Source organism: Furfurilactobacillus sp. WILCCON 0119, from assembly GCF_053471565.1.
Genome location: NZ_JBPCCV010000001.1, coordinates 215,923 through 240,661 on the forward strand (window position 1 = coordinate 215,923; position 24,739 = coordinate 240,661).

Consider the following 24,739-nt stretch of genomic DNA (forward strand, 5'->3'; position numbering starts at 1 on the left):
TGTATCCGAGACTAAAACGGAGGTCTTTAAAAAGATGAACGATCAGGAAGTTGACGACATGTACCCAGAAATCGACGATAAACAAACCATTAAAAACGCCCGTGATTTCTTTACGCATAAGTTACCACGATTTCAGCGAATGAGTGGTTGGCAATTAAAGGAAAGTTTGCGATCCCCCGTCTTTGATGGCATGCCAAAGGGCCAGTCAAACCAAAATGGTGCAGAGAAGGCGTTGTTAGATCGGTTAGAACAATTGGACGAGGAAGCAGACGGGCACCTGGTCAATGCGGGTCGGATCGTTTTGGCGACAGTTGAGGCCATTAAACAATGTGATCCCACCATGCGGACGATGTTAATTGGAACCTATGTGCTACACCAGTCACAGACGTACATAATGACCCACAGCGGTTACGAGGAGTCCCAGTACCGGGTGAAGAAACGGGAAGCCTACCTCCAATTTGCGGATTACTTTGAACGGACGCGGAGGGAGTGCCATGCTGGTTATCCCAGTTTGCTAGCGTATGAGGATCGTCGTTCAATCGTCGGTTGACCGTCGCAGGTTCATCGGTTTCTAGGGAAAAAGGGCGTTATATTGGTATCGTACCAAAACAACAAAGAAGCGTCCCTGGCCCCAAACTTCAATTTAGGCGAAACGACTGATTTTCCATGCGGAAAGTTGGTCGTTTTCATTTGTTCAAAAAGGTGATTGGGACACGAGCAACGAGGAGGTGATTAATCATGAGTCAAATGATCAAAACGGCGTACGGATATGTCAGTTTAACTGAGGCAGCCATTTGTGCTGATTTGGAAGGATGGCTTCAAAAAAAGCGGCATCAACAACCTTGTTCAAATGAAGAACAACGCCGCACGATTGCTAAGGACCGTTCACAAACTGCGACACGCAATGATCCGTTAAAAAATGAGCAGGGGGCATAAGAATATGTAATGGCTGATAAGAAGCAATTTGAGCTGGCCGAACAAGATTACCAGGCAGGAATGACCTATCCGGCAATTGCTCAAAAGTATGGCGTGGCTGTGAACACAGTGCGGTCGTGGAAATATCGTCATGGGTGGGCGCGCACTGAGCACGTTTCAGCGCAGCAACCGCAGGCCACGACGGAAAAAATCGTTGCTGACGTTGCGGATAATGGCACCCTTAATGATAAGCAAAAGTTATTTTGCCTTCACTATTTACAGTCGTTTAACGCAACCAAAGCGTATCAACAGGCATACAACGTGGGTTACAAGACGGCGATGGCAAGCGGATCGCGGCTGTTGACCAATCCAAAAATCACGGCGGAATTGAAACGGTTAAAGCAAATTCGCCAGGAAGCGGAGGCGTTAACAGCCGAAGATGTGTTGCATGAACTAAAGCGGCAGGCGTTTGCTGATCTCGGCGATTACATTGAGTTTGCGACTCGTGAAGAGGCGGCCACAACAAAACGTGACGGCAATGCGGCGACAAAACACTCTTATGTCTATTTGAAGGATCAGGCAGATGTTGACACGTCCCTGCTTAAATCCGTCAAGGTGGGCAAAGACAGTGTGGTTGTGGAGTTAGCTGATAAGCAACGGGCACTGTTTGAACTTCTTAAACACCTGGAGCCAACAGCATCAGCACAACCACAACCAATTATTGTTGACGACATTCATGCCGAACAAATGGGAGTTAACGATGATGAAGAAACTGAGTGAGCTTGTGGCGCCATCTTTCTACCGGCTGCACGATGACTTACGGCAACACGCCCACCTTGATTATTGGCTGAAGGGTGGCCGGGGATCAACCAAATCATCCGTCATTTCCTTAGAAATTGTGTTGGGCATTATGAATGATCGCGACGCAAACGCGGTGGTGTTACGAAAGGTGTACGGCACAATTCGTGAGTCATCGTTTGATCAGTATCTTTGGGCAATTGATTGTTTAGGTGTGTCCGCGCTGTGGAAAGCGTCGATGAGCCCAATGCAATTGACGTACGTTCCGACAGGGCAGCAGATTCGGTTTAAGGGTGCCGATAAACCAGAGAAAATTAAGTCACAAAAATTTCGCCACGGTTATATGAAGTTTAAACAGTACGAAGAGGTCACCGAATTTCGCGGCATGCGCGAGTTGCGTAGCATCAACCAGTCATTGGATCGTGGTGGGACGGACATCATAACGTTTTATAGTTATAACCCACCGGAATCGCAAAATAACTGGGTGAACCAGGCTGTTGAACAGGCAAAACGACGTGCAGATACACTGGTGAGTGCAACGACTTATTTGACGGTTAATCCAGAATGGCTCGGTAATAAGTTTATTGCGGATGCAGCGCAACTGAAACGAGACAACGAAAAGGCCTATCGCCATGAGTATTTAGGTGAGGTCACCGGGACGGGCGCCGAGGTCTTCGGGAATTTAGAGCAACGTGAGGTGACATTGGCAGAGCGAGTGGTGTTTGACCGCTACACGTTTGGCCTTGATTTCGGCTTTGCCCATGATCCGTTGGCGTTTGTTGTGACACATTATGATAAAAAGCACCGGATCCTGTATCTATTGAACGAAGTGTACCAGGTTGGGATGACCAATCGCCAAGCGGTCGCAGCGATTGAATCACTAAATGAAATGAATGATCCCATTATTGGTGATGCCGCCGAACCCCGGACAATTAATGAATTCAATGAACTAGGGTTGAAAATTACGGGGGCAAAGAAGGGGCCAGGTTCCGTTGAACATGGAACCAAATGGTTGGCCGATTTGACCAAAATCGTGATTGATCCGCTGATGTGCCCAAATGCCGCCCGTGAATTTAGTGGTTACGAACTAGATCGTGACGTGAACGGAAACTTTAAGGCGGGCTATCCTGATCGGGATAACCACGCTATTGACGCAGTTCGTTACGCCATGAATGATGTGATGAACGATAACGGCACGTTAAAAATAACAAACCTAGGAGGCCGATTTTGAGTCAATTTACTTACGGTGGAAACACGTATAGCAATAGTGGAACGGCGACGATCGACGACAATGGCACTTTTTTGGTCACTGAAACGAATGCTGACGGTCAACCGCATGTCTTGACGGCTGCTGATCTGGCATTCTTCTTGCAAGAGCACCAGCACACGGTCATGAGACAAAATGCAAAGTTACGGCGCTACTATAAAGGTGACCACGACAAAATTCGTAATGTCCGCGGTAAGGCGGCATGGAAACCGAACAACAAATTACCGATCAACTTCCCCAAAAAGTTGGTGGATACGTTTGATGGTTACTTTGCCGGAACGCCAGTCAAGGTTGACGTTGTGCCAACGGTTGACGATCAACAGGACGTTGTGACAGCGGATAAATTTCTGGCCACGTTTAATAAACTAAACGATGTTCCACAAACAATTTTTCAACTTGCGAAAGAAACGTCCATTGTTGGGCGGGCGTACGCCTACTTATATCAAGGACCGGACAGTCAAACACACTTGGCGTCGTTACGCGGTGAAGACGGATTTGTGATTTATTCCATGAACATTGACCGCACACCACTGTACGCCGTTCGGCTCGTCCGGATGAATCCACAAACGCAAACATACATCGTGGATGTCATGACGGCTGATGGAATCGTTGAGCAATTTGATGTTGCAAGCTTCCAGATCAATGATGAAGAGTCACTTGGATTTGAGCCCGTGCCAATCAGTTATGGCATTGTTCCCATGATCGAGTTTAATGCTGATGATGAGCGAATGGGCTTGTACGAAGCGGCGTTACCGGTGATTGACGGGATCGACCTTGCTATTTCGGAGAAGGCTAATGATGTCAGCTACTTTGGCGATTCCATGCTTGAAATTATTAACTTCAACATTGCGGATGATGATTTGCATAATTTGAAGGATAACCGGGTGTTTAAGGGAAACAGTCCGGCAGATCGACCAGCAGAAGTGAAGTTTTTGGAGAAGCCTAGTAATGACCAAACGCAGGAAAATTTATTAAGTCGGTTAGTTGATTATCTCTATCAAACCACCGGGGTAGTCAACATTGATGATCAGGATTTTACGAATGCAGCGAGTGGGAAATCACTCGATCACAAGTTATTGCCGATGACCAACAAGGCGGACGCAAAGGCAGCAAAGTTTACGGAATCATTGATGCGTCTGTATGGGGCATTACTGCGCTTTAATGGGTTCGATGAACTGGTGACCAACCTGCGAATCAAGTTTATTAAGACAGTTCCACACAGTTTGACGGATGAGGCAACAGCGCTGGTGAGTCTCGTTCCCGTGATTGAAGCTGGCTTGTTATCAAAAGAGACGGCGTTGTCCCTGTTTAGCTTTATTGAAGATCCGGCGGCGGAATTAGCTAAAGTTCGTAACGAACAAGAACAGGCGCAGATGGTTATGAAGCCAGGAAGTGATGACACCGGCAACTTAACAGAATAAGGAAACGCGCGTAGGAAACCAAAACCTAGGCGCTTTTTTGTCCCCAAAATTTGACCGAACCGTGCTGATGTCATTAAACGCCGCATGAGTTATTTCGGGTCAACCAAGACCAAAAAAAAGTGGGCGGCGGCCGTAAAACGCGGGAGGTTTTAACATGAAGATCAATGATCTAGCAGTGACATTGCCGATGAATTTGCAGTTCTTTGCCGAGGCAACTGGTGATGCGAATGGTCCGTCAGAAGCCACTGAAGCAACTGGCAGCGGCCCCATGAAATCCGCGGGTGCGAGTGATCGTCCTCAATCAATGGTTTCAATGACACCACAGCAATTTGAGGAACGGCTTTCCCGGGCTTCTAGTTCAGCGGCAAAGGTGGCCGTTGAAAAGTATCAGTCAGCCCAAACGGAGGCGAAGAAGCTAGCTGGGATGGACCAGGTTGAAAAAATTGAATACGAACGCGACCAATTACGGGCCGAGAATAATCGGTTGACAGCTAAGCAAAATCGCAATGAGTTAGAAAAAACGGCCGCAGCGATTCTGACCGATAAGGGGTTGGCCGCCACGCCGGCCTTGCTTGACGTCGTTGTTCGAAAGGATGCTGATGAGACCAACACGGCCATTTCAGCGTTGGTTCAGGCTGTTGATGAACTCGTCACAGCACAGGTGGCGGATAAGTTGCGAGGAAAAACGCCGAGTCAGCAGCCCGTTAGCACGAAGCATGGCGGCAACACAGCGTCTTTTGGGAAACAGATTGCTGACCGAACGAACCGGCAGGGTCAGGCGGTCGCAACGGACTTTTTTGCAGTTAAACATTAGGAGGAGATCGTGATGGCAGTTCAAACACAAACGTTTGAAGCACCAAATTGGTTAGCTTCAGCACATTATCAAAACTTTACGGAACAGGCGACAATCAACCTAGTTTCTGGGCAACCGTTTCAAAAAAACGGCAAGACAGTGGGGTTAGTGGTCAACGACGTCACCTTAACTGACGCAACAGAACCGCAACCCGTTGCCGTGATGTACGAAGGCTGGGTGTACGCCGAGCGGTTACCCGTTTCACTGAGTGATACGGATCGCTTGGCACTGATTGGCAGTGGGATTCATTTCCGTGGCGAAGAAGCCGGCGTTCCGGCAGCAACCACACCCGCAAGTAACTAAACATAGAAGAGGAGTGTTCATTAATGGCGACAATGACCGATTTATTTCCGGCGCATGACGTGCTGGATTACACCAACGCAGTTCAAACCCCAGCGTACTTAGGAAGCCAACTTTTTCCAAACAGAAAGGTCCGTTCAAATGACATTAAGATGCTGACGAACGGAACGTTTGTGCCAACCATTGCGCACGTTCACGCGCTGGATACGGAGGCGGAAATGGGGAGCCGTTCTGGTGAAATTAGCAGCACGGAGCCATTCTTTGTGAAACGAAAGATGGTGCTTAACGAAAACGACTTGTTGGTCCTAAACAACCCGCGGAGCGTTGAGGAACAAAATTACATTAAGAACAATGTGTATAACGACTTGGGGAACTTGTTGGCCTCCATCGAAGCAAGCGCAGAATTGATGCGAATGCAGGCGTTAATGCACGGCAAACTGGCGTTGACGGGGGCAGATGGGAACGCTTATTCCGTCGATTATAAGATCAATAAGGCCCATCAGGGAAAGGCCGATTTTTCAGACGCGAAGGTCAACCCAATTGAAGTGATCGAAAGCTGGGCTGATCAGCTGGACGTGACGCCAACGCGGGCCGTGATGAGCACTAAAGCACTTGCACAGGTCCGCCAACATCCGCTAGTGATTGCGGCAGTTTTTGGCAATGCAAGCGGGCGGATGCTCATGCAAAGCGACTTGGATACGTTTATGGAAGCAAACGGGTTGCCGGTATTACGTGCCAATAAGGCGAAGTACCGTGATGTCACCAAGGCGGGCAAACACGTGACAACACCATTTATTGCGGATGGCGATTTTGCCATGTTCGCGGACGGCGTTGTTGGTGAAACGGTGTACGGTGTGACACCAGAAGAATCACGTGCTGTGGCTGCCGGTGATGTAACGGCTTCACAAATTGGAAACGTCATGGTGGATGCCTATGAAGAAACACATGATCCAATTGAAGCAACCATCAAGGCGTCAGCCATGATGATGCCAACGTTGGCTCAACGCGACAATATTTTCCAAGCACAGGTCTTATAATGACGACCGTGTTGACAAGCATCGAGCAGGTGAAATTACTGGTGGGCGATGCCACTGAATTATCAGCGGATTTGTTAACCCAGCTGATTATGGATGCCTCCCAGCGGGTCATTATCGACCGCGTGCCTGGACCGATGCAAGCCTCACTGGCGCGGCTGTATGCGGCCCACTTAGTGATGGTTTGTAAACAGGCCACAAGTGGTGCCATGGCTGGCGTGACAACGGAAAAAGTGGGCCCCATCGAACGCGATTATGGTCTTTATGACCGCACGGCGGCAACGTACGACGATCCGTTCATTAAAGAGTACCAGAGTGTGCTCAATGAACTGACAACCGGTCGCGGAGATAATAGTGGGCAATTTATTTAAGCAGGAAAGGAGTCGTTAAATGAATAATGATTCAGAAAAAGTGACTGAAACGGATGCCGGTGTGGACAAAACAACGATTGAACCGGATGTCTCTGTGGCAGTTAGTCAAGCCGCTAGCGGGGCACCTGATGCAAAATCACAAGCTGGTTCACTGGCAAGCACTGTGGCTGCCAGTCCGGTAACGACGGTTGCGCAACCACTGCGGCTGACTGAAATGAGTTATACCTATACAGAAAATGATTCAATGTTTGGTCTATTTCTTCAGTTTGGGTGTTCGGTGGCCAACATCCGCCGCTGGAACAACTTTTTAAGTTCACCACGAGTGGGGCAAACGTTGAAACTATGGGTCATGCAATGATTGTTGATGATGATCACATTGTTGACGCAATCACTACGTTGCAACAGATCAGTGGAACGACCATCCAGGCGGGCGTATTGGATGAGGGCAAACTTGGAACGATTGCTGCTGTTCAGGAATATGGGGCAACCATTGTCGCGCATAATCCAACCGGGTTTTTGTGGGTGCCAATGAAAGATGGCACCTATCGTAAGTTGCGCCAGGTGACAATCCCGGCCCGCTCGTTTATCCGTGCCACCGTGCTGGCGCAGAGTGCTTCGTGGACAAACATGGCGATTGACGCGCTGAATGAGGCGGTTGCTAAAAATTCAGCAACTGGGTTTAGCACCAAAATTGGGCAACAAATGCAACGTGACATTCAGGAAAAAATGACCACAATTCAGAGTCCACAAAACGCACCGTTGACCATTGCCAATAAGCAAGGCGGAAGCCCGCTGATCAATACTGGTGGTTTGAAAAATGCGGTGACCTACGAGGTGACGCGATGAAAAAACTAGTTGCTACGGCGCTGTTAGAAACATTTGCCGTTTCGTTTACATTGGAACGAATGCAGCACTCAACCCACGTTCACGGGCAAACGGTGACTGGTGGGTTAACGGAACCAGAAGTGATCAATGAACCGGTGATGCCGTTTGCCCAAGGGGGGAGTCCGTCAACAAGTGGTCATTCATCGGGGATGGAATTCACTGACGGTGGGCAGCTGGAACAGGCTGACTGGGTCTGGTATTCAACACATGACGCCATCCCGCTCGGCTCAGTTGCGACAATTAATGCAAAACGGTATGAGGTCGTTGATTCAGATGACTGGCAGGGTTATTCAGACGTAACAATCTACTACTTAAAGGGGTTGACTGGCTATGGCAATTAACGCGTTTGATTACGGCGCATTTATGGACGTGCTGATTAATGGCATCAAAGCAGGCGTTGGTTGTGACGTCATTATTGCTGATGACACCGGAACGCCGCCAGCGTTTCCGTATGTAACGGCGCAGTTTTTGCAACCACGATTAGACATCATGGCACCGGTGATTGGGCGACCAACCCAGTTTGACATTGTGGTCAGCCTAACGGTTCACAGTTCTGATTTGTATGAAACGCTGACGGTTGTGGGTCAGCTTCAGGCATGGTTTCGTGACCATGAGACGCGGTTTGCCCTAAGTCAACAAGCAATTTATCTTGTTGATGTTTATGACTATGAGCAACGGGATAACGCCTATTCAATCGGGTATGACCGCCGCGGTGGGTTTGATGTCCGTCTCCGCGTGCCTGACGTGCTAAACGACAACACGCCGGCCATTGAAACCATCGGCTTAACCAATGCAACTAATGAAACCAAATTTACGACCACTAAACAATCTGAAGGAGATTAGCATATGTCATTATTACCACAAATTACAGATGTAAACGTTGTTCTAACCGTTTCGAAGCCGACTGCTATCGAAGGGCTTGGGATCCCGGCGATTTTTGTTAAGGCAGAGGCGCCAACTGCCAAACCGGCGTTTAAGAAGTATTCAGCCCTAGACGAAATGATGGCTGATTTTGATGCGACAACACCAACCTATCAGTTGGCGGAAGCAATTTTTGCCCAAGCAAATGCACCAACGCACGTTGATGTGGTGACGTACGTTGACTTGGCAGCGGAAGCGACGACGTACTTCTTTGAGGACTGGCACTTTGCGTTGTTAGCCACTTACAATGATGCAGATGCGTTGATTTTGTCTAATTTGATTGAATCACAACAATATAAATTTGCAGTCTTCCAACTTGAAACAACGGATAAATTTCCTGATTTTGGGGGCAATTCCCGGACGGTCACGTATGTTCATCCAGCCAAACTTGGTCGCCTAGACGGGGCCGTGATTGGGAATACAGCTAATCTGGTGGTTGGGAGCACAACGTGGAAGTTCCGGCATGGACTTGTCGGCATTCAGCCAAATGACGCGGTGCTATACAGTGACTATCTTGCCGCAAATAAGGTTCACGCCAACATGTATGTGACCCGGGCCGGTGTTGCCTCAACAACTGAGGGTGTGACGCAGTCCGGTGACTTTATTGATGCGCTTCACGGTGATGATTGGGTGCGGTCCACGGTTGTGAGTGCATTACAAAATGCGATGATTGCTAACGCCAAAATCGCCTATGATCAAACGGGGATTTCAGTGTTGCGGTCCCAAGTTGAACTGGTGCTGGAAACGGCCTACCGAAATGGCATCATCGAACAAGACGATGCCACGGGGAATGGGGCGTACGTGGTTACGGCGGCTAGTCGTGCAAACGAAACGGCGGCCCAACTGCTTAAGCGTGAGTATGGGGGATTAACGTTTACGTACAACCGGGCTCACGCCATTCACACGGTAACGGTTCACGGCACAATTGTTGACGGACAATAAAAAGGGGAGATTAGATAGATGGCAGATGTAAATGTATTTGACGTTGCGTCCACGGTTGTTACGGTGGACAACTTCCAAATTATGGACTTTTCAACGGGCGATCCCGTAACGGCCCAAAAAGACGCCGATGACGTTCAGGCAGATCAGGACATCATGGGCAACGCATTTTTAGTTAAGCAACATAATGGGACAGGAACGGCGACGCTACGAATTCTGCCCGGGACGCCATCATACAAGAAGATGATGACGTTGTGGAACAGCAAGAAGGTCTTCCCGTTTGTGTTGGATACAGCAGAAGAAACAATTTCCGCAACAAAGGCAACACTGATGCGGTCACCATCAACGGCAATTACGGGTGGTGCCCCCGTCCGTGAATTCCAGGTGAAGTGTTTAGATTATAAGCACGTGGCAAAGTAAGACTTCGATTAAATTTAAAGGGAGAACAAAATTATGACAGAAGAAACGACAACAACGAAAACACGGGCAACCAAGACGACAAAGAAGCCAACGGAATTAGTGTCTGTCTTTGGCGCACAGGACCACTTTGAGGTGGAAGAAACGAACAAAACGATCACTAAGTACACGCTTCAATTCCCGGGAACGGAAGCGGCCCAGCGTATCTTAGCCCAGGCACAACTGGCGGGTGAAGGGATGATTGATTCTTACACCTACCGAAAAGCGTTAATGGAGCAGGTTATTGTGGCCCCTAAAGGCGTCGACTTTGACTGGTTTGACGCGCACGCCGGCTTTATGACGGTGATGGACCGCGTTGATACGTTTCTTTTCACAAAGCTCGACCGGTCTGCCGAGTAACGAGGCCATTGAGCGGACGATTGCAGCGGCGTACGGTCGGTGGATGCCCTACTTGTTGGGCTTGTTGACATTTACTCACGAGGACTTTGTGTGGGCAACGTGTCGCAATCGTGATGTGATGGAATACATTGGCATGCAGCGTTTAGAACCAGATGCGGTGCGTCAAGCGTTGGTTAACGTTAGCCAACAGCAAACATGGTTAGAAAAGGGGGCGTCGCTAGCTTAGCGGCGCCTTTTTGTAACGGGTGCTGTAATTTCAGCACCCATACATAAAATGACTGAGGGGGAGAGGCCGTGTCAGGAGAGATTAGAAAAACAGCAGCAACATTTGCGGTTGAGGTGGCAGGATTAGAAGGATTGCAGCAGTTAGAGTCCCGGTTTAACCAGTCGATCGACGGTGCAAAACGATTAGACGATGCCTTAACAAGACTCGAACATCGTGCCAGCAATTCGTCATCCGCTAATCTTGCGGTTGGTCTTGAGCGGGCCGTTCGCGCTGCCGATAAGTTAACAAATGCGTTAGGTAGCACGAGAATCACGGCCTCGTTGGCCCGGGTCGATGGCGCACTCGCTGCAATCAAACGACAAACACAGGGTGCAATTCAAGCGGTCGATCGACAGATTAGTGGTGTTAATAAACTGGCCGACGCGTACGCGCGGGTGGCAAAGAACGCCGCAACCGTGTCAACACGATCGCAACAGAGTGGATCCGGCCAGGTAAGCCGGGCACCGCAAGTGCAGGCAACGGTTGCCAGTGTTAATACAGCTGGGTTGACCCAAATGACATGGGCACTGAGTAGCATTAACGCCACCGCTGGAAATACGGAGAGTCGCTTAGGCGCCGTCAGTGCAGGCCTGCAAAAGGTCGGTGCCGTTGGTAGCCAGGTCATTGGTCAGTTGGCGGCCGCTCAGTCAGCAATTGCCAGTGCTGGCACTGGCGCAAAAAAGCAGGCACCAAGTAGGTTTAACTACGTTGGTGGGTCGGTCGCCACGGTGTTAAACACAGGGCGTAAACCGCAACCCAACCAAGTCATTCAATCACGGCCGTCACAGTCTAGAACGCCAGCAGGGCCAAGTTGGGCGGATTCAGCCAAAAGCATCATTCAGCAGACGGCGGATGCCCATGAATTGATGCAAACGATTCGGGATTCCCAAAGTATGGGGCAAATCGCGGGACGTGGTGCCATTGGTAGTGGCACGATGGTCAAAAGTGGCCGGGTAGTGGCGGCCGATGGGTTAACCCGAATGTTTGATACGGGCGCGCAATTATCTGAACATAGTGGTGTACGTGGTGCTGCCGGAAACGGCATCATGAAGTTTAGTACAAAATTAGCTGGTGCTTCGGAACGTTTTTCTGGTGGTGCACTTGGTAAAGGCATGGGGCTGTTAAAGAAGGGAACCCCCATTTTAAACGCAGCGCTAACTGGCGTCGATGTTTTGGACACGTTGAGCAAGACTAAAGCGGGATCGTTAGCGCGACATAAAGGTGTCGGAAAAGATATCGGTAGTGGTGTTGGCGCAACCCTTGGTTCAATTGCTGGATCAGCCTTAGGACCGGTTGGGACCGCCGTTGGCGGGATGGCGGGTTCTTGGCTCGGGGGTAAAGCGGGTGAATGGCTCGGTGGTAAGTTTGGTGGTTCAAAACCAAAGCCGAAGAAACCGCAGCTTACACATGGCCAAAAGGTCGCGAATGCGCAGGCCAGCGCAGCGGCTGAGTTTGACGAGCAACAAACAACGGCCGCCATGCAAGCAAGCTTTCAGGGGATGACGGCTAAGAAGGCCAAGGGCTATTACAAAACTGATAAACGCGCGGGAAAATCGACCTCTAAAAATGTCCAGTTGGCGAAGGATAATTACGAGCAGGCGCTACAAGATGGCGATGGTGCCGGTATTGATAAGTACCAAAAGCAGATGCAAAAGGGCATCGAAAAAGAAGACCGTAATAGTGTTAAGTCGGCTAAGTCCAAAAAGAATAGCGCCTATAGTAAGGCTTACAACAAGGCCATGAAGAATCAAAAGGCCGCCAATAAGGATACGGTTGTCCCTGCTGGTATGGATGGCTACGCCACTGTTAAGGGGAAGCATTTATCTAAAAAACAGATGGAAGCTAATGCCAAAAAAGAGGCCCTAAAGAGTAAGGATTATAAAAACGCATCAAAGGGCGTCGATAAGGCCAACAAGCAGTATAAAAACGATACTGGGAAAAAGTATCAAAATAAAAAAGGCGGTAAGGGTTCCAACAGTAAGAATGACGGTAAGAATGGTACCAGTCATCGTAATAGCAATTCTGAGAGTAAGAATAATCATTCAACTAGCGCTAAACGAAAAAAGGTGACCAGTGGATCAAAAGCTGCTAAAGCAAGTGACCGGCAGATAAGCAAGTCCGGTAAGGGGGCGTATAAAGCGCGTGCCAAAGCGGCCAAGTCTTCTGGCCGTGAAGCAGAAAAGGCTCATGGTAAAGAAGCCAAAGCTGCAAAAAAAATTGGTCAAGAAATTAAAAAGGCTGGCAAAGACGCTTCTAAGAGCAAAATTAAAGAGAGCGCAAGATCTTTAAAAGCGGCACAAAAGGCCCATGCCAGTGAAAAGAAGTCCGCGAAGGCAGCCGGTCGGGAGATAAAAAAAGCTGCTAATGACGCCTACAAAGGGCATGGGAAAAGTGCTGAAAAGGCCGGCAAGGCTGCGGTTAAGGCACAGAAGAAGGCTGCAACCGATACCGTTAAGGCGATGAAAAAGCAGGGAAGCAATCTTAAAAAGGCGCTTGCTTCTCAAAGTAAAGGTCAAAAAAGTGAACTAAAGTCGATGGCTAAGTCCCAGAAGTCAGCTTTTTCGGGGATGAATAAGAATGCCCAGAGCACCTTTAAGAAAATGGGTAAGGCCATTACTAGTGGAATGAAGAGCGCCAACAAGGCGATCAAATCGAGCACCAAGTCGATGACCAAAGGGATGAAATCTGGCTTAAAGCCCTTGGATTCTGCCGGAAAGTCAGCCTTTACGAAGCTAGCGAAGAGCGTTCAATCCGGGATGAAGAAGGCCACGACGGCCGCTAAATCCGGTGGTAAAAAGCTTACTCAAAGTGTGAAATCAAGTTTGAAACCGCTGAATAATGTGGGTAAATCCTCGTTTAATAAGTTGGCGAGTGCGGCCAAAAGTGGGGCTTCGAAGGCCGCTAGTGCATTGAAAAAGGTTGGAACAGCCGGAAAATCGGCCGCTAAGAGTGTGAGCCCACTTCAAAAAGCCCTGACGAAAATCAAGAGTAAAAACGTCAAGGTGAAGGTCAAGGCAACGGGCGCTAACACGGTTAAAACACTTCAAAAATCCGTTAGCCGGATGAAAGGAAAATCTGTTAGTGTCCGGGCTCGAGCCACTGGTTCGGGAAACGTTAAGTCATTGGCATCAGCGATTCGTCGATTAAAGAGTAAATCCGTTAGTGCGAAGGCGAAGGCTAGCGGAACCGGGAGCGTTAAGTCACTAAGCTCAGCTTTAAACCGGGTGCACTCTAAATCAGTCACGGCAAAAGCGAACGTTAGCGGTAAATCAGAAGTCGCCAGTTTAACAGCGGCCATCAATAAGTTGCATGCGAAGACGGTCAAGGTTGCCGCTGCTGTTAATGGGACCGGTGCCGTGCAGGCCCTGGCGTCGGCGATTAATGCGGTGCACTCTAAGTCGGTGACAATTACGGCCAATGTAAGTGGTAAAGGTGCTTCAAAGCTGGCTACGGGAACACCCGGAGCGGCGATGGCATTTGCTCATTATGCAAACGGCACGCCAGCAAATGGTGGTCATCAAGGCGGAATGGCGCTTGTCAATGATGGTCATGGTGCTGATTTTCGAGAAGCCTTTATGATGCCAGACGGTACAGTGGGCCTGTTCCCGAAGATCCGTAACTTCCTAACAATGTTGCCACGTGGTGCGCAAGTTCTTGACGCGATTTCAACTAAAAAGAAGTTTGGTGGCAATGTGATGCGCTACGCCAGTGGGACTAAGGGGGCTAAAACGGCTCTGGCCGCACTAACGAACAAAACTGATGCAACGCCAGTGAAGACCAGTGCGAAAGTGACGTTTTCACCGGTTGTGAAGTTCGGCGATATTGTGATCAATGGTAACGCCGACGCTGGAACGGCTAAACAATTAATGGGCCAACTGGAACCGATGATTAACAAAGTGTTGGAAGATACGTTCCGCAACTTGCTGGCAAAGAACGGGGAGGCGTTAGCTTAATGGATGGGATTAACTATGGTGAACATTTATGGTTTCAGGCCGAGGGGAAAACGATTGAAGTGTTCCCTCAGGATGAAGGAAAAGAGGAAGTGGCCATGAATGTGGCCCAGTACCCCGTGGAAAACGGTGCACCCATGGCAAACCACGTGCAAGAGGATCATAAGCAACTGGACTTTTCAGGGCTTGTTGTCGGAGATAATCTGACCGAAGCCGATGCAAAATACATTCAATTGATGTACTGGGCGCAGGCCGGCACGTTGGTTGATATTCATGGAGTGTGGACGGTTTATAACTGTTTAATTAGCAACGTGACAAAGACACGGAAAGATGGGCAACAAAATGCGTTAGGGTTTTCAATTAGTTTGATTGAGGTTCGTTTGCCCAAATCATCCTGGACAAAACGACAGAATCTTGGTGTTCAGCCGGCGGCACAAGGACCGGGGACCTACGTGACGGTTCAACCGGGAAATACCTATTGGGGCTGGTGGTGTCAATATGGGACTGCCATCCAAACACTGCGGGACTGGAACCATTGGCCTGACCGGATTATCCCAATTGGCGCCCGCGCCCGCGTGAAATAATAAAGGAGGTGGGCATATGTCATTGCGTAAGGCATTAGCGTTTCAAGCAGCGCAAGCCCCAAGCATTTTACGGACAACGTTTGGTCAGCTTGATTACTATTTAGCGCTGACCCATAACGAAACCGGTCATTTTTACACGATTGATTTGTATGACGTGTCAATGAACCCGCTTGTCCTGGGTGAAAAATTGGTGTTAAATCAGCCACTATTTAATGAAGTCATCGATGAACGGCTGCCAGCAATCACGCTGGTTCCCCTTGATGAGGCCGGTCATGAAACGACAATCACGCCAGAAAACTTTGGCAAGACGGTTTTCATTTATTTGGATACGTTAGCGTATGATCCAGGAGATCCGGATGCAGCATTTATCCATGACTTTGTGGAGGTGGCACCATGAGTCAACAGTTTGGCTTTCACATTCGCCTAGAGGTCGATACGGCCACGGATACGCTAACGTTAACGTACCCCGAGTTTGAAATTCAGTTTACATCCGATTTTGATGATCAACCGACACCAATGGAAACAACGATTGATATCTATAATTTATCACCAAGCACCATGAACCGCGTGGCCACGGGGCAGGCTGTCCGTTTACAAGCCGGCTTTACCGGTGACGTGGGGCTATTGACGAAGGGAACGATTACCCACGTGGCGCCAGCGTTACAAGATGGTGGCGACGAAAAATTTTCGATCATTATGCAGGAGGGCACCGACTACGGCGATGAAAATTCACAGTGGGGCAAGCTCGACATCGACACGACGTTTGCCGCTGGGACCAGTGCCCGGACGATTTTAGCGCAGGTGGCGCAGCAAGCAGGGATCAACCTTCAAATTATCAGTCTCACTAACGAGCCAAGTTATGCAGAAGGTTATTCAGCCTCGGGGAAGCCAATTGACGTGTTACAGGAAGTCGCGGAGTATACCGGTTCTAAACTAATGTATCGAAACGGTCAGCTGGTCATTATGAACATGAAGGTTGGGGATTTTGACGCGTTTGATCTCAATACGGATAGTGGGTTATTAACAATGCCAACCCGTGAGGAAGATTACGACTGGAAGGGTTACAGTTTTGACAGCATTTTTAATCATCGTCTAACGACAGCGGCCATCATTAACTTAAAGAGTCGCCACGTGAACGGCACCTTTCGTGTGATCAGTGGTGAACACACATTTGATGGTACGGAGGCCAAAAGCACATTGGAGGTTTTGGAATGAGTAAACGGGGGAATGTCGATGCCTTTTATCAACTATTGCTCACAAATACGTCGCGACAGCTAAACGTGGCGCAATTGGCACGGGTGTTACAGGTCAACGGTCGTCGGGCCGATGTGGCACCGCTGGCCCAAAAGGAAAATGGTAAACAGCGTGGAGTGTTACTGAACGCCTGGATCGAGCACTCGTTGCGCACTGACTTAGCGGTTGATGACGTTGTCGTGGTGCTCTTTTTGGATCGCAACACGGATGCGTTTGACGGGACCAATCGTGCGTATCCGTTAGCGGGTGGTCGTTCGCACAGTTTAAATGACGCCGTAATTATGGGGGTGATTTAATGGCACAGGATTTAGCCGTCGATGAGAACGGCGACTTAATTGTGGGAAATGACATTGCTTTAGTGACAGACGATGAGGAACTGCGGCAACATGTCTGGACCATTATCAAGAGTCAGCGCGGCAGTGATCCACTCGATGAAACCGCGGGGACGGATTTGTTCAGTGTGTTTGGGGGTCGGTTAGATCAAGCGGCTGTAGCCTCAGTCATTAAAACGGCCGTGCTGACCCAAGAACCACAAATAAGTGATGTCACGTTAACAACGGCCACGCTGAACCCGGTTACCCGGGCACTAAGCATGGCCGTTGTTTTTCAAAAGCAGGATGGAACAAGCATTGAAGTTAGTGGGGTGCTAAATGATTGATGAACACGGGTTTACAAAGCCTACGTATGATGAACTGTTACAGACCGTGATTGACAAGATGCAGGAAGTCTTTGGCGCTGACATTGACGTGACAGCGACGGGACGGTTTGGCATCTTGGCCCGGATGATGGCCTGGCTGGCCTATCAGAATCACAATTTGGCTGAGGATGTCTACAATGCGGCGTTTGTAAGTAAGGCAACTGGCGTTAATTTAGACCGCCTTGGTAGTAATTATGGTCTCACACGTTTACCAGCATCCATTGCATACGTCAATCTAACGTTAACCGGAACACCTGGGACCATGATTCCAGCAGTAAGTCAGTTTAAAACGGCGGCTGGACAAGCCTTTATGACAACGGTTGACGTCACGCTTAATGATGATGGGAATGGGACCGTTGCGTGTTATTCGGTCGCGCAGGGTAAAGCGTATAACGTGGCTGCCCACACGATCACAGCTGCCGTTCAGCCAAATGCCAATATCACAGCAATCACCAACGAACAGGCTGCGGCGGGTGGCGCCAATTTAGAAACTGATGTGGACTACCGGTACCGGTTATTGAACGCTGCCAAAGGGGTCAACAACGCGACGGCAAACGGGTTGATCAGTAGCGTTCAAGCTGTTAACGGGGTGCGAGCTGTGAAAGTGATCGCTAATAACGGCGACGTTATCGACAATCAGGGCAATCCGCCACACACGGTGCATTTTTATGTATTAGGTGGGCAGGCCCAGGCCATCGCGACCGCCATTTTTAATAACTTGGCGTTTGGTGTGGAAACGGTCGGTGGTGAACGTCGAACGGTGCTTGACGCAAGCCAGCATAACCAAACGATTGCCTTTGATTACGCCACGGAGAAGCCGCTATTTGCGGCATTGACGGTCACCGTTAATGAAGCCTTTCCACCTGATGGCGTCGCCCAGATTCAAAACCAAGTGGCGGCCTATTTGGCACAGCTAACGATGGGGGATGCGGTGGTTTACACACGACTGTATAAATTTATCTATGATAATGTGCCCGGAGTGGTTGACGCCACAATCAAGCTCGGTACCAGTGCGGATCAATTGGCGGCTCAAAACGTTGCGGTGGCAACAAACGAAATCGCGACGTTTAATGCAACCAACGTCACCGTGACGGAGGTGCCTGCCTAATGAGCATTTTTGATTGGGCCGAGCAGGTTCCTAAAGGGGCAGTTCCAATGGCACCGGAGACCAATAATTATCGGTTGATGCAGCTGGTGGCAAACATGATGGGTGATGTCACGCTGGGGTTAGAAACGATGGCCCAGTGGCTAAGTATCGACGAGGCAAAGGGCGAAGCACTTGACGCAATCGGAACCAACTATGACGAATATCGAGGTGAGGCCGACGACCGGTTTTACCGGTTCATGATTAAATCAAAAATTGCCGTGGCTCGTTCAAAGGGGACTGCCAACGACATTATTAACATTATTGCGGGCTCACTTGATGTAACGCCGGAACAGATTCAGCTAGTCAATAATCGGGATGCTGATGGGCAGGTGTTGAGCATTTCGATTCAAAACCTCCCGTTATCATGGGTCAGCAGTGATTTTGAAAAGCGGTATATTATTCGCCGGGTTCAGGAGGCTGTGGCGTTAGGGGTGCGGATCAACGACATCACCTTTGTGGATATTAGTCACGGAATGAGCGTGGTTGTTGGGGCTGCTAGTCACCAAATGATCTACGATATTAAAACGAGTCAAAAAGGAGCGTGAATTTATGGCGTCAAAGTTTAAACCAACGATTGTCACACAAGAATATGTGAACGCGTTAAATGCGAGTGTTGTCAGTGGTCAACCAGTGATTATCACAAAAGCAATTGCCAGTAATACGCCACTGTCAGATGCACAGGCTAGTTCATTAACGGCCGAACAGGCAAAAACGGTGGTCGTGAATCAAACGGCCGAGCTAAAAGGGGCCGTGCGGATCGATGCCGATGCAAGCCAACTTTTGGTACGCGCACGGTTAAGCAATGAAGCAATCACGAGTGATTACCAATTAAATAGTTTGCTGCTTTACGGCACCTATGCGGGCAAAGATATTTTAGTGGCTGTTACGCGAACAGTAAGCCCGGAAATCATGCCAGCGTATGATGAAACCAGCCCGGTTGCTATCGAAGTGAACATTTATCTAAAGGCTATTGCCCAAGGTGATGCCACAGTCCAAGTTGCCACGGCTGGTCTAGCAACGATGGAAGCTGTGAACGATGTTCGAGAATACGTTGACGGCCCGTTCGATGCCAAACTGGTTCATTTAGCTGGGAGTGAAACGATTAGTGGCGATAAGACGTTTACAAAACCCGTCAAAGCAACCGGTGGGGTCGTCGGGGACGTGATTGGTAACGTAACGGGTCGCGCTGACTTGGCGACAGAGGCGGTTCACGCAGCCGCAACCGATCATGCTAAGGTTAGTGATCAAGCCACGGAAGCGATTCATGCAGGCAAGACTGATGAAGCAACTCATGCCACTAATGCAGATCAGGCGACCCATGCCAATGCAGCCGACATCGCAACTAAATTGAGTCATCTAATTAGCGTGAATGACCAAACGGTTGATACAAGTAACGGTGTCGCAAACGTTATTAAGAGTGACCCACAAGTTCATGAATTAGTGGTGAATGGTGATTTTAATAATTACACCACTGCGGGACTTTGGAAAAATGCACTGACGGTCAATGTGAAAAGTATGGCGAACCATCCAGGCGATGGGGTTGCCGGGACTTTAGTGGTATTAGAAACAGCTGGGGTTGTTCAGCTGTTTATTGAGTATGTTGATGCGAATGCTGTAAGTAATTCTATTTGGAAGCGTGGTTGCTACAATGGAAAATGGTCACCATGGGTAAAGCAGGCGGCTGATGACAATAAGTTAGTTCATAACACGGGTAATGAAGTAATCACAGGTTCTAAAACGTTTAGTCAAAATGTTGTTGGCGGCCTTGCCACACGTGAATTCCCTAAGGGGGTTAAGCTTGCAGATGTTGCCACTGCAATGGACCAATACAACGGTAATTGGTTTGTACGTGGTGACAATGTGCCAAGCGATCTCCCCCCACAACTGGAAAACTGGTTCACCGTTAGTGTAACTGCTGGTAATTCACCGACAACTGGGATGATTTTGTTAAATGGGTTTGCGAACAACATTCGTGTGATCACAACAGTTAATAACCAAATGATTTCTGGTTGGCAGAAGCTTCCTGATGATGCGGCTGTTATGCATAAAGGGGATACTGCTAATCCGACGATGAATGTCTTGGCTGCAAATAGTGATTTTAACAGCTACACAACGGGTGGCGTGTGGCAGAATGCGAATTCTGGCCCAATAAAAACGATGGCAAATTATCCGGGCGATGGGGTAGCGGGTGCGCTAGTAGTATTAGAAACGGCCGGACCTGTTCAAATATTTATTGAGTATATCGATGCCAATGTTACAACTGGAAATGGCTCCATTTGGAAGCGAGGCTGTTATTACGGAAAGTGGTCGCCATGGATGAAGCAGGCGGCTGATGATAACAAACTTGTCCATAATACCGGCAATGAAACAATTGTGGGCGTCAAAACGTTTGCTCAGCAGCTTAAAGCAAATGGCGGGGTTACTGCTGATGGGAATCTTGATTTGTCAGCTGGTAGTCATAAGTTATCGTTGAACAACAATGGACAGTTAATGTTAGACCAACGGCAGATTGCGAACCAAGAGTACGGGAATCTGTCGACAATTGATCTGCCAGATTTTAATGCTTTATTGACGCCGGGAAACTATTCTTTAACGCATCCAAGTGGTGGAAAAAATGGCCCGGATTCGACTTCATGGGGGCGGTTAGAAGTTCGGATAGTTGGGAATGCTACTAATCAACGTTTTATTAATGATACGGGCGGGTTAATTTATACGCGGACTTACTATAGTGGTGCTTGGTCTCCATGGGTCGAAACCGTAACAGATGATGCAAGCGTGGTTCACCGAACAGGGACAGAAACGATTGCCGGACCAAAGACATTTACCTCACCACTTAATGCCACGGGTTTAAACATTGGTAGTTTGTCTGTGAATGGTCAAGCAGTTAGTTATTCATCAGGTAGTAATAATGCAAAGTTAGATCTACTCGAATTTGCCAAAAATGATAGGGTGATTCAGCCAGCATACACTTTACCTAGCGCCGAATGGAAAGTGCCGCAAGCACCAGTTTTAATTCAAAGACCATCGCTTACAAATTTAGGACACGGTATGGCGACTATTTTTGGTGTTCTTGACAGGCCAAACCATGATCAACCAGCATGGACAGAGTGGGACGTTTTAACTCTCAAAGGATGCCCAAGCCCACATTTTGGACAGATCGGAATGATCTTTGGAAATAACGGTTTTATTTGCCCCTGCTATTTGTTTGGACAGAGTAATGGAGATTTAATTTTACATGTATCTTCCAAAGATAATGTCCTGAACAGTTATCGATGGTTTCAAATAAATTATGATTATTAAGGGGGAACAGTGATGATTTATTTTTTCTATAACGATGATTTTTTGCTGACTGATTCGCGGCCGATTACTGAGGAACAGTTTACTCAGCTAAGTGACTATGAAAAAACACATTGCACGACTGTGTTGATTAGTCCAGAAACGCCAGATCAGCAAGGCTTTGACGGATTGCGGCCACAGTTTGATCCTGATAAACAGACCTGGCATCCCTACAAGGAGCCGGTTGTACCGGACGTTAAGGATCAAGCCTTAAATCAACTGGGTCTTCAGGTCGCTAAACTAATGGCGGAGGTGCAACACAATGACTGAGTTTATTAAATTAATGGCTGCCGCAGGATGTGACATTACCGAATATGTTGAATTAGGAACCATTACACCGGCACAATACACAGAATTTACGGGTAAACAATACGATTAAACGGGGGATAAACATGTGATTGGACCAATAATGACACACAACTTGATCTGGCGGGAGCTTCTAAAAATGGAGCAGATGTATCCACTGCACCTATTCTTAGCAATTCAAGTTGCAGACATTGCGCTGGGCACCATCAAGGGCGTCTTGACGAAGAAAATGGATAGTACCACCGGAACCCAGGGGCTGATCAAACATCTAACGATGCTGATTACAACGCTCATTGGGTTTTTCTTTGCTGACATTGCGGGGCTCGGTAACTACGCCATGATCTTTATTACGTTTGGCATCATTCAGTATGGAAATAGTTGTGTTGAAAACTGGTGCCAAATGGGTTTGCCCTTTCCTGAAAAGTGGCGCGGTTACTTGAACAAACTTAAAGACGACGAGGGGAACTTAATTGACTATCCTAATGTATTTCGCAAGGAGGAGAAGTAGTGACGTTTAAAAAGAAATTAATGATGATGGGAGCGGTCATGATGGCCGCTTTTTGTTTTGCCGTCATGCCGAAACCGGTCGCTGCCGCAAGTGGCAATCTTGGCACTGATACCAGTGTTTACAATGGGTTTTACGCCGTTAAGGGGGCAGATTCAGATACGTTTAGCGTGGCACAAATTGGTGGTTACACCGGAGCGGGGCTGTATGATCAAACGACGTACAATAGTCAGGTCTCGACAGGAATTGCGGCTGGACTGCGGATGCACACCTACATCTGGTGGCAAAATGTCACGACACAGTGGCAGGCTGACGACACACTGAACTACTTTTTGCCCAGGGTGCAAACCCCAAAAGGGTCCATTGTGGCCCTCGATGTAGAAGCCGGTGGGCAAGATACGGCTGTCTTAGATTACGCATTGAACCGGATTAAAGAAGCCGGTTATACACCGATGTTGTATGGGTACAAAAACTATTTGCAGACAACAACTGACCTACAATATTTATCTTCTAAATACCAGCTATGGCTGGCTGAATACCCGGATTACGCGGTGACACCATTTCCAAACTACAATTATTTTCCGTCATTTAATAATGTTGGGATTTTTCAGTTTACATCAACCCGTGTGGCGGGTGGATTAGATGGTAACGTTGACCTCACAGGGATTACCGACAACGGATATACGAAGCACGATAATCCGAAGACGGATACGCCGGCAGCCAATCAAGGTGAGGCCATTAAGCATGCTGATAGTGATTACATGCAAAGTGGGACGTTTACTGCTGATCAAACGGTCAACGTGCGGACAGAGGATCAAACCAGTGCAAGCGTCACCGGACAATTAAATGGTGGCGATACCATTTACTATGATCATGTTTTCATTGCTGGCGGTTACGTATGGGCGCATTACATCAACTACAGGAATCAAGACCGCTATGTGGCGATGGGCGTTGATGGCGGGGATGAGTTTGGTTCACGTTCAACCTCAGCACAAACGACGTCACAACGGTTATGCATTGTTGAACCTGGCGATAGTTGGTGGCAAATCGCCCAACAATTCGGAGATAACATGGACAGTTTGGCGGCCTTAAATGGGCAGTCAATTGATGACGTGATTTATCCCGGTCAAGTTTTATATTACTAAATCAAAGGGCGCTAACCTCCTATTTCAACAGGAGGTTAGCGACCTTTTTTAGTTAAGTGTTCATAATAAGTCTTAGCAAATTTATGGGCATCGCCGGGCCATCGGGACGAAATATAATTACGGTCAACCACAACCAGTGACCGTTTGGTGTCGGTAGCCGTGTCACGTGTGAAGGGATGACTGCCGTGAATGAAATTAGCTGGGTTTGCTAACATCGATTTAACTTCGTTCTCAACGGTTTCTGGATACGTCCGGTAGTAATCACCAAGCCACAACCGAGTTAGCTGATAAGCACTAAGTTCCTGAAGGTTAAGTAGGCTGGTCGTTTTATAGTCTGTAAGAACAGAACGGCCCGTGGCGGGGGATGTTGCTCGAGCAGCGGCTATCGTTCCGTGACAGATTGCACCAACTAGTTTTTTAGTCGTAAAAAACTGTGCGATTACTCGCCGTAAAATGGTGGATTCTAAGTAAACACGCATCCCTTTGTCATGACCGCCGGGGAGCAACAGACCATCATATTCAGCGACACTGATGTCAGCGTATGCAAGTGGGTGCTGAAAGGCCGGTGTCTTAAGCATTGCTTGATATGCTGTTCGCGCCGTGGTGTCTGCCATGAGAAAGTGTTTGAAAATACCGAAACCATGTCCCGTTAATAACCGGTCGTCAGCCGCTGCTGGTGTTCCGTCGGGGGTGGCAAAGACGACTTCAATTTTCCTGTCGGTTAAATATTGCCATGGAATGGCTGCTTCGGTGGGGTCAAAACCGTAAGCTGGTAAGGGAATAATGACCATGAGTAAAACCTCGTTGGTGGGATTTTTTTCTTAATGGTAGCACGTTCATTAACATATTAATACTTAACGTTATTTATGTGGGTAGGTGCGGTGTGGCAGGAACCGGGGAACATTGTCTAATGATGATTCAGAGGCGCTAAAGAAGCTCAAGAAAAGCGCATAAATCGTCACAAAACGAAGGCAGACAGTTCGAAGCTCTTGCCGAGTTAAAACCAAATTAAAAGGCAGATCACCGGTTC

31 protein-coding genes are annotated in these 24,739 nt (G+C 48.4%); 30 read left to right on the forward strand and 1 reads right to left on the reverse strand.

Going from position 1 to position 24,739, the window contains the following annotated elements:
- Positions 1 to 34: 34 nt before the first annotated feature.
- The 30 genes from ACRYI5_RS01195 to ACRYI5_RS01340 all read left to right on the forward strand — a co-directional run bounded on the left by ACRYI5_RS01195 (position 35) and on the right by ACRYI5_RS01340 (position 23,709).
- A complete protein-coding gene (locus ACRYI5_RS01195) occupies positions 35 to 550 on the forward strand; it encodes an ArpU family phage packaging/lysis transcriptional regulator (protein ID WP_407878183.1) in 516 nt (171 codons plus the stop codon).
- Positions 551 to 738: 188 nt separating this feature from the next.
- Positions 739 to 936: a hypothetical protein gene (locus tag ACRYI5_RS01200; RefSeq protein ID WP_407878184.1), complete on the forward strand. Its 198-nt coding sequence runs from the start codon at positions 739 to 741 to the stop codon at positions 934 to 936.
- 9 nt (positions 937 to 945) lie between these two features.
- Entirely contained in the window at positions 946 to 1,695 is a 750-nt protein-coding gene (locus tag ACRYI5_RS01205) for a terminase small subunit (RefSeq protein ID WP_448223977.1), read from the forward strand.
- Positions 1,676 to 2,944, forward strand: a complete 1,269-nt coding sequence (locus ACRYI5_RS01210; RefSeq protein ID WP_448223978.1) for a PBSX family phage terminase large subunit — start codon at positions 1,676 to 1,678, stop codon at positions 2,942 to 2,944. Before ACRYI5_RS01205 ends, ACRYI5_RS01210 begins: the two co-directional genes overlap by 20 nt.
- Positions 2,941 to 4,401 (forward strand): phage portal protein, encoded by a 1,461-nt coding sequence (locus tag ACRYI5_RS01215; protein WP_448223979.1) that lies wholly within the window; start codon positions 2,941 to 2,943, stop codon positions 4,399 to 4,401. The genes ACRYI5_RS01210 and ACRYI5_RS01215 overlap by 4 nt, the downstream gene beginning before the upstream one ends.
- A 154-nt stretch (positions 4,402 to 4,555) precedes the next feature.
- A complete protein-coding gene (locus tag ACRYI5_RS01220; protein WP_448223980.1) occupies positions 4,556 to 5,215 on the forward strand; it encodes a DUF4355 domain-containing protein in 660 nt (219 codons plus the stop codon).
- A gap of 12 nt (positions 5,216 to 5,227) precedes the next feature.
- Positions 5,228 to 5,557: a hypothetical protein gene (locus tag ACRYI5_RS01225; protein WP_448223981.1), complete on the forward strand. Its 330-nt coding sequence runs from the start codon at positions 5,228 to 5,230 to the stop codon at positions 5,555 to 5,557.
- 23 nt (positions 5,558 to 5,580) lie between these two features.
- Positions 5,581 to 6,591, forward strand: coding sequence for a major capsid protein (locus tag ACRYI5_RS01230; protein ID WP_448223982.1), 1,011 nt, complete (start codon positions 5,581 to 5,583; stop codon positions 6,589 to 6,591).
- Positions 6,591 to 6,959, forward strand: a complete 369-nt coding sequence (locus ACRYI5_RS01235; protein ID WP_448223983.1) for a hypothetical protein — start codon at positions 6,591 to 6,593, stop codon at positions 6,957 to 6,959. Before ACRYI5_RS01230 ends, ACRYI5_RS01235 begins: the two co-directional genes overlap by 1 nt.
- A gap of 19 nt (positions 6,960 to 6,978) precedes the next feature.
- Entirely contained in the window at positions 6,979 to 7,317 is a 339-nt protein-coding gene (locus ACRYI5_RS01240) for a LysM peptidoglycan-binding domain-containing protein (RefSeq protein ID WP_448223984.1), read from the forward strand.
- Positions 7,314 to 7,805, forward strand: a complete 492-nt coding sequence (locus tag ACRYI5_RS01245) for a hypothetical protein (RefSeq protein ID WP_448223985.1) — start codon at positions 7,314 to 7,316, stop codon at positions 7,803 to 7,805. Before ACRYI5_RS01240 ends, ACRYI5_RS01245 begins: the two co-directional genes overlap by 4 nt.
- Entirely contained in the window at positions 7,802 to 8,185 is a 384-nt protein-coding gene (locus tag ACRYI5_RS01250) for a hypothetical protein (protein WP_448223986.1), read from the forward strand. The genes ACRYI5_RS01245 and ACRYI5_RS01250 overlap by 4 nt, the downstream gene beginning before the upstream one ends.
- Positions 8,175 to 8,687, forward strand: a complete 513-nt coding sequence (locus tag ACRYI5_RS01255; protein WP_448223987.1) for a phage neck terminator protein — start codon at positions 8,175 to 8,177, stop codon at positions 8,685 to 8,687. Before ACRYI5_RS01250 ends, ACRYI5_RS01255 begins: the two co-directional genes overlap by 11 nt.
- A gap of 3 nt (positions 8,688 to 8,690) precedes the next feature.
- On the forward strand, positions 8,691 to 9,707 hold the full coding sequence (locus ACRYI5_RS01260) for a DUF3383 family protein (RefSeq protein WP_448223988.1): 1,017 nt from the start codon (positions 8,691 to 8,693) through the stop codon (positions 9,705 to 9,707).
- 18 nt (positions 9,708 to 9,725) lie between these two features.
- A complete protein-coding gene (locus ACRYI5_RS01265) occupies positions 9,726 to 10,124 on the forward strand; it encodes a hypothetical protein (protein ID WP_448223989.1) in 399 nt (132 codons plus the stop codon).
- 33 nt (positions 10,125 to 10,157) lie between these two features.
- Entirely contained in the window at positions 10,158 to 10,520 is a 363-nt protein-coding gene (locus ACRYI5_RS01270) for a hypothetical protein (RefSeq protein WP_448223990.1), read from the forward strand.
- Positions 10,477 to 10,746: a hypothetical protein gene (locus tag ACRYI5_RS01275; protein ID WP_448223991.1), complete on the forward strand. Its 270-nt coding sequence runs from the start codon at positions 10,477 to 10,479 to the stop codon at positions 10,744 to 10,746. The genes ACRYI5_RS01270 and ACRYI5_RS01275 overlap by 44 nt, the downstream gene beginning before the upstream one ends.
- 68 nt (positions 10,747 to 10,814) lie before the next feature.
- Positions 10,815 to 14,738, forward strand: a complete 3,924-nt coding sequence (locus ACRYI5_RS01280) for a hypothetical protein (RefSeq protein WP_448223992.1) — start codon at positions 10,815 to 10,817, stop codon at positions 14,736 to 14,738.
- Positions 14,738 to 15,319 (forward strand): phage baseplate protein, encoded by a 582-nt coding sequence (locus ACRYI5_RS01285; protein ID WP_448223993.1) that lies wholly within the window; start codon positions 14,738 to 14,740, stop codon positions 15,317 to 15,319. Before ACRYI5_RS01280 ends, ACRYI5_RS01285 begins: the two co-directional genes overlap by 1 nt.
- A 16-nt stretch (positions 15,320 to 15,335) precedes the next feature.
- Complete coding sequence (locus tag ACRYI5_RS01290) at positions 15,336 to 15,716, forward strand: phage baseplate plug family protein (protein WP_448223994.1); 381 nt, start codon at positions 15,336 to 15,338, stop codon at positions 15,714 to 15,716.
- Complete coding sequence (locus tag ACRYI5_RS01295; RefSeq protein ID WP_448223995.1) at positions 15,713 to 16,534, forward strand: phage protein; 822 nt, start codon at positions 15,713 to 15,715, stop codon at positions 16,532 to 16,534. The genes ACRYI5_RS01290 and ACRYI5_RS01295 overlap by 4 nt, the downstream gene beginning before the upstream one ends.
- Positions 16,531 to 16,869 (forward strand): hypothetical protein, encoded by a 339-nt coding sequence (locus tag ACRYI5_RS01300; protein ID WP_448223996.1) that lies wholly within the window; start codon positions 16,531 to 16,533, stop codon positions 16,867 to 16,869. The genes ACRYI5_RS01295 and ACRYI5_RS01300 overlap by 4 nt, the downstream gene beginning before the upstream one ends.
- Positions 16,869 to 17,231 (forward strand): hypothetical protein, encoded by a 363-nt coding sequence (locus ACRYI5_RS01305; protein ID WP_448223997.1) that lies wholly within the window; start codon positions 16,869 to 16,871, stop codon positions 17,229 to 17,231. The genes ACRYI5_RS01300 and ACRYI5_RS01305 overlap by 1 nt, the downstream gene beginning before the upstream one ends.
- Positions 17,224 to 18,378, forward strand: a complete 1,155-nt coding sequence (locus tag ACRYI5_RS01310; RefSeq protein ID WP_448223998.1) for a baseplate J/gp47 family protein — start codon at positions 17,224 to 17,226, stop codon at positions 18,376 to 18,378. Before ACRYI5_RS01305 ends, ACRYI5_RS01310 begins: the two co-directional genes overlap by 8 nt.
- On the forward strand, positions 18,378 to 18,962 hold the full coding sequence (locus ACRYI5_RS01315; protein ID WP_448223999.1) for a hypothetical protein: 585 nt from the start codon (positions 18,378 to 18,380) through the stop codon (positions 18,960 to 18,962). The genes ACRYI5_RS01310 and ACRYI5_RS01315 overlap by 1 nt, the downstream gene beginning before the upstream one ends.
- Before the next feature lie 4 nt (positions 18,963 to 18,966).
- Positions 18,967 to 21,717, forward strand: coding sequence for a pyocin knob domain-containing protein (locus ACRYI5_RS01320; protein ID WP_448224000.1), 2,751 nt, complete (start codon positions 18,967 to 18,969; stop codon positions 21,715 to 21,717).
- Positions 21,718 to 21,729: 12 nt separating this feature from the next.
- Positions 21,730 to 22,023, forward strand: a complete 294-nt coding sequence (locus ACRYI5_RS01325; protein WP_448224001.1) for a hypothetical protein — start codon at positions 21,730 to 21,732, stop codon at positions 22,021 to 22,023.
- Complete coding sequence (locus ACRYI5_RS01330) at positions 22,016 to 22,132, forward strand: XkdX family protein (protein WP_448224002.1); 117 nt, start codon at positions 22,016 to 22,018, stop codon at positions 22,130 to 22,132. Before ACRYI5_RS01325 ends, ACRYI5_RS01330 begins: the two co-directional genes overlap by 8 nt.
- 66 nt (positions 22,133 to 22,198) lie before the next feature.
- On the forward strand, positions 22,199 to 22,567 hold the full coding sequence (locus ACRYI5_RS01335; protein WP_448224003.1) for a phage holin family protein: 369 nt from the start codon (positions 22,199 to 22,201) through the stop codon (positions 22,565 to 22,567).
- On the forward strand, positions 22,567 to 23,709 hold the full coding sequence (locus ACRYI5_RS01340; protein ID WP_448224004.1) for a GH25 family lysozyme: 1,143 nt from the start codon (positions 22,567 to 22,569) through the stop codon (positions 23,707 to 23,709). The genes ACRYI5_RS01335 and ACRYI5_RS01340 overlap by 1 nt, the downstream gene beginning before the upstream one ends.
- Positions 23,710 to 23,744: 35 nt before the next feature.
- Here ACRYI5_RS01340 and ACRYI5_RS01345 read toward each other — a convergent pair whose 3' ends face one another.
- Entirely contained in the window at positions 23,745 to 24,500 is a 756-nt protein-coding gene (locus tag ACRYI5_RS01345; protein ID WP_448224005.1) for a type 1 glutamine amidotransferase domain-containing protein, read from the reverse strand.
- Positions 24,501 to 24,739 lie beyond the last annotated feature (239 nt).

Bases quoted from the DNA above. Each gene is read 5' to 3' on its own strand.
- ACRYI5_RS01290 (WP_448223994.1), top strand. From the start codon at position 15,336: ATGTCATTGCGTAAGGCATTAGCGTTTCAAGCAGCGCAAGCCCCAAGC.
- ACRYI5_RS01265 (WP_448223989.1), top strand. From the start codon at position 9,726: ATGGCAGATGTAAATGTATTTGACGTTGCGTCCACGGTTGTTACGGTG.
- ACRYI5_RS01235 (WP_448223983.1), top strand. From the start codon at position 6,591: ATGACGACCGTGTTGACAAGCATCGAGCAGGTGAAATTACTGGTGGGC.
- ACRYI5_RS01195 (WP_407878183.1), top strand. From the start codon at position 35: ATGAACGATCAGGAAGTTGACGACATGTACCCAGAAATCGACGATAAA.
- ACRYI5_RS01285 (WP_448223993.1), top strand. From the start codon at position 14,738: ATGGATGGGATTAACTATGGTGAACATTTATGGTTTCAGGCCGAGGGG.
- ACRYI5_RS01310 (WP_448223998.1), top strand. From the start codon at position 17,224: ATGATTGATGAACACGGGTTTACAAAGCCTACGTATGATGAACTGTTA.
- ACRYI5_RS01300 (WP_448223996.1), top strand. From the start codon at position 16,531: ATGAGTAAACGGGGGAATGTCGATGCCTTTTATCAACTATTGCTCACA.
- ACRYI5_RS01315 (WP_448223999.1), top strand. From the start codon at position 18,378: ATGAGCATTTTTGATTGGGCCGAGCAGGTTCCTAAAGGGGCAGTTCCA.
- ACRYI5_RS01295 (WP_448223995.1), top strand. From the start codon at position 15,713: ATGAGTCAACAGTTTGGCTTTCACATTCGCCTAGAGGTCGATACGGCC.
- ACRYI5_RS01255 (WP_448223987.1), top strand. From the start codon at position 8,175: ATGGCAATTAACGCGTTTGATTACGGCGCATTTATGGACGTGCTGATT.
- ACRYI5_RS01260 (WP_448223988.1), top strand. From the start codon at position 8,691: ATGTCATTATTACCACAAATTACAGATGTAAACGTTGTTCTAACCGTT.
- ACRYI5_RS01250 (WP_448223986.1), top strand. From the start codon at position 7,802: ATGAAAAAACTAGTTGCTACGGCGCTGTTAGAAACATTTGCCGTTTCG.
- ACRYI5_RS01345 (WP_448224005.1), bottom strand. From the start codon at position 24,500: ATGGTCATTATTCCCTTACCAGCTTACGGTTTTGACCCCACCGAAGCA.
- ACRYI5_RS01200 (WP_407878184.1), top strand. From the start codon at position 739: ATGAGTCAAATGATCAAAACGGCGTACGGATATGTCAGTTTAACTGAG.
- ACRYI5_RS01225 (WP_448223981.1), top strand. From the start codon at position 5,228: ATGGCAGTTCAAACACAAACGTTTGAAGCACCAAATTGGTTAGCTTCA.
- ACRYI5_RS01230 (WP_448223982.1), top strand. From the start codon at position 5,581: ATGGCGACAATGACCGATTTATTTCCGGCGCATGACGTGCTGGATTAC.
- ACRYI5_RS01335 (WP_448224003.1), top strand. From the start codon at position 22,199: ATGGAGCAGATGTATCCACTGCACCTATTCTTAGCAATTCAAGTTGCA.
- ACRYI5_RS01305 (WP_448223997.1), top strand. From the start codon at position 16,869: ATGGCACAGGATTTAGCCGTCGATGAGAACGGCGACTTAATTGTGGGA.
- ACRYI5_RS01210 (WP_448223978.1), top strand. From the start codon at position 1,676: ATGATGAAGAAACTGAGTGAGCTTGTGGCGCCATCTTTCTACCGGCTG.
- ACRYI5_RS01245 (WP_448223985.1), top strand. From the start codon at position 7,314: ATGATTGTTGATGATGATCACATTGTTGACGCAATCACTACGTTGCAA.
- ACRYI5_RS01325 (WP_448224001.1), top strand. From the start codon at position 21,730: ATGATTTATTTTTTCTATAACGATGATTTTTTGCTGACTGATTCGCGG.
- ACRYI5_RS01270 (WP_448223990.1), top strand. From the start codon at position 10,158: ATGACAGAAGAAACGACAACAACGAAAACACGGGCAACCAAGACGACA.
- ACRYI5_RS01220 (WP_448223980.1), top strand. From the start codon at position 4,556: ATGAAGATCAATGATCTAGCAGTGACATTGCCGATGAATTTGCAGTTC.
- ACRYI5_RS01320 (WP_448224000.1), top strand. From the start codon at position 18,967: ATGGCGTCAAAGTTTAAACCAACGATTGTCACACAAGAATATGTGAAC.
- ACRYI5_RS01240 (WP_448223984.1), top strand. From the start codon at position 6,979: ATGAATAATGATTCAGAAAAAGTGACTGAAACGGATGCCGGTGTGGAC.
- ACRYI5_RS01330 (WP_448224002.1), top strand. From the start codon at position 22,016: ATGACTGAGTTTATTAAATTAATGGCTGCCGCAGGATGTGACATTACC.
- ACRYI5_RS01205 (WP_448223977.1), top strand. From the start codon at position 946: ATGGCTGATAAGAAGCAATTTGAGCTGGCCGAACAAGATTACCAGGCA.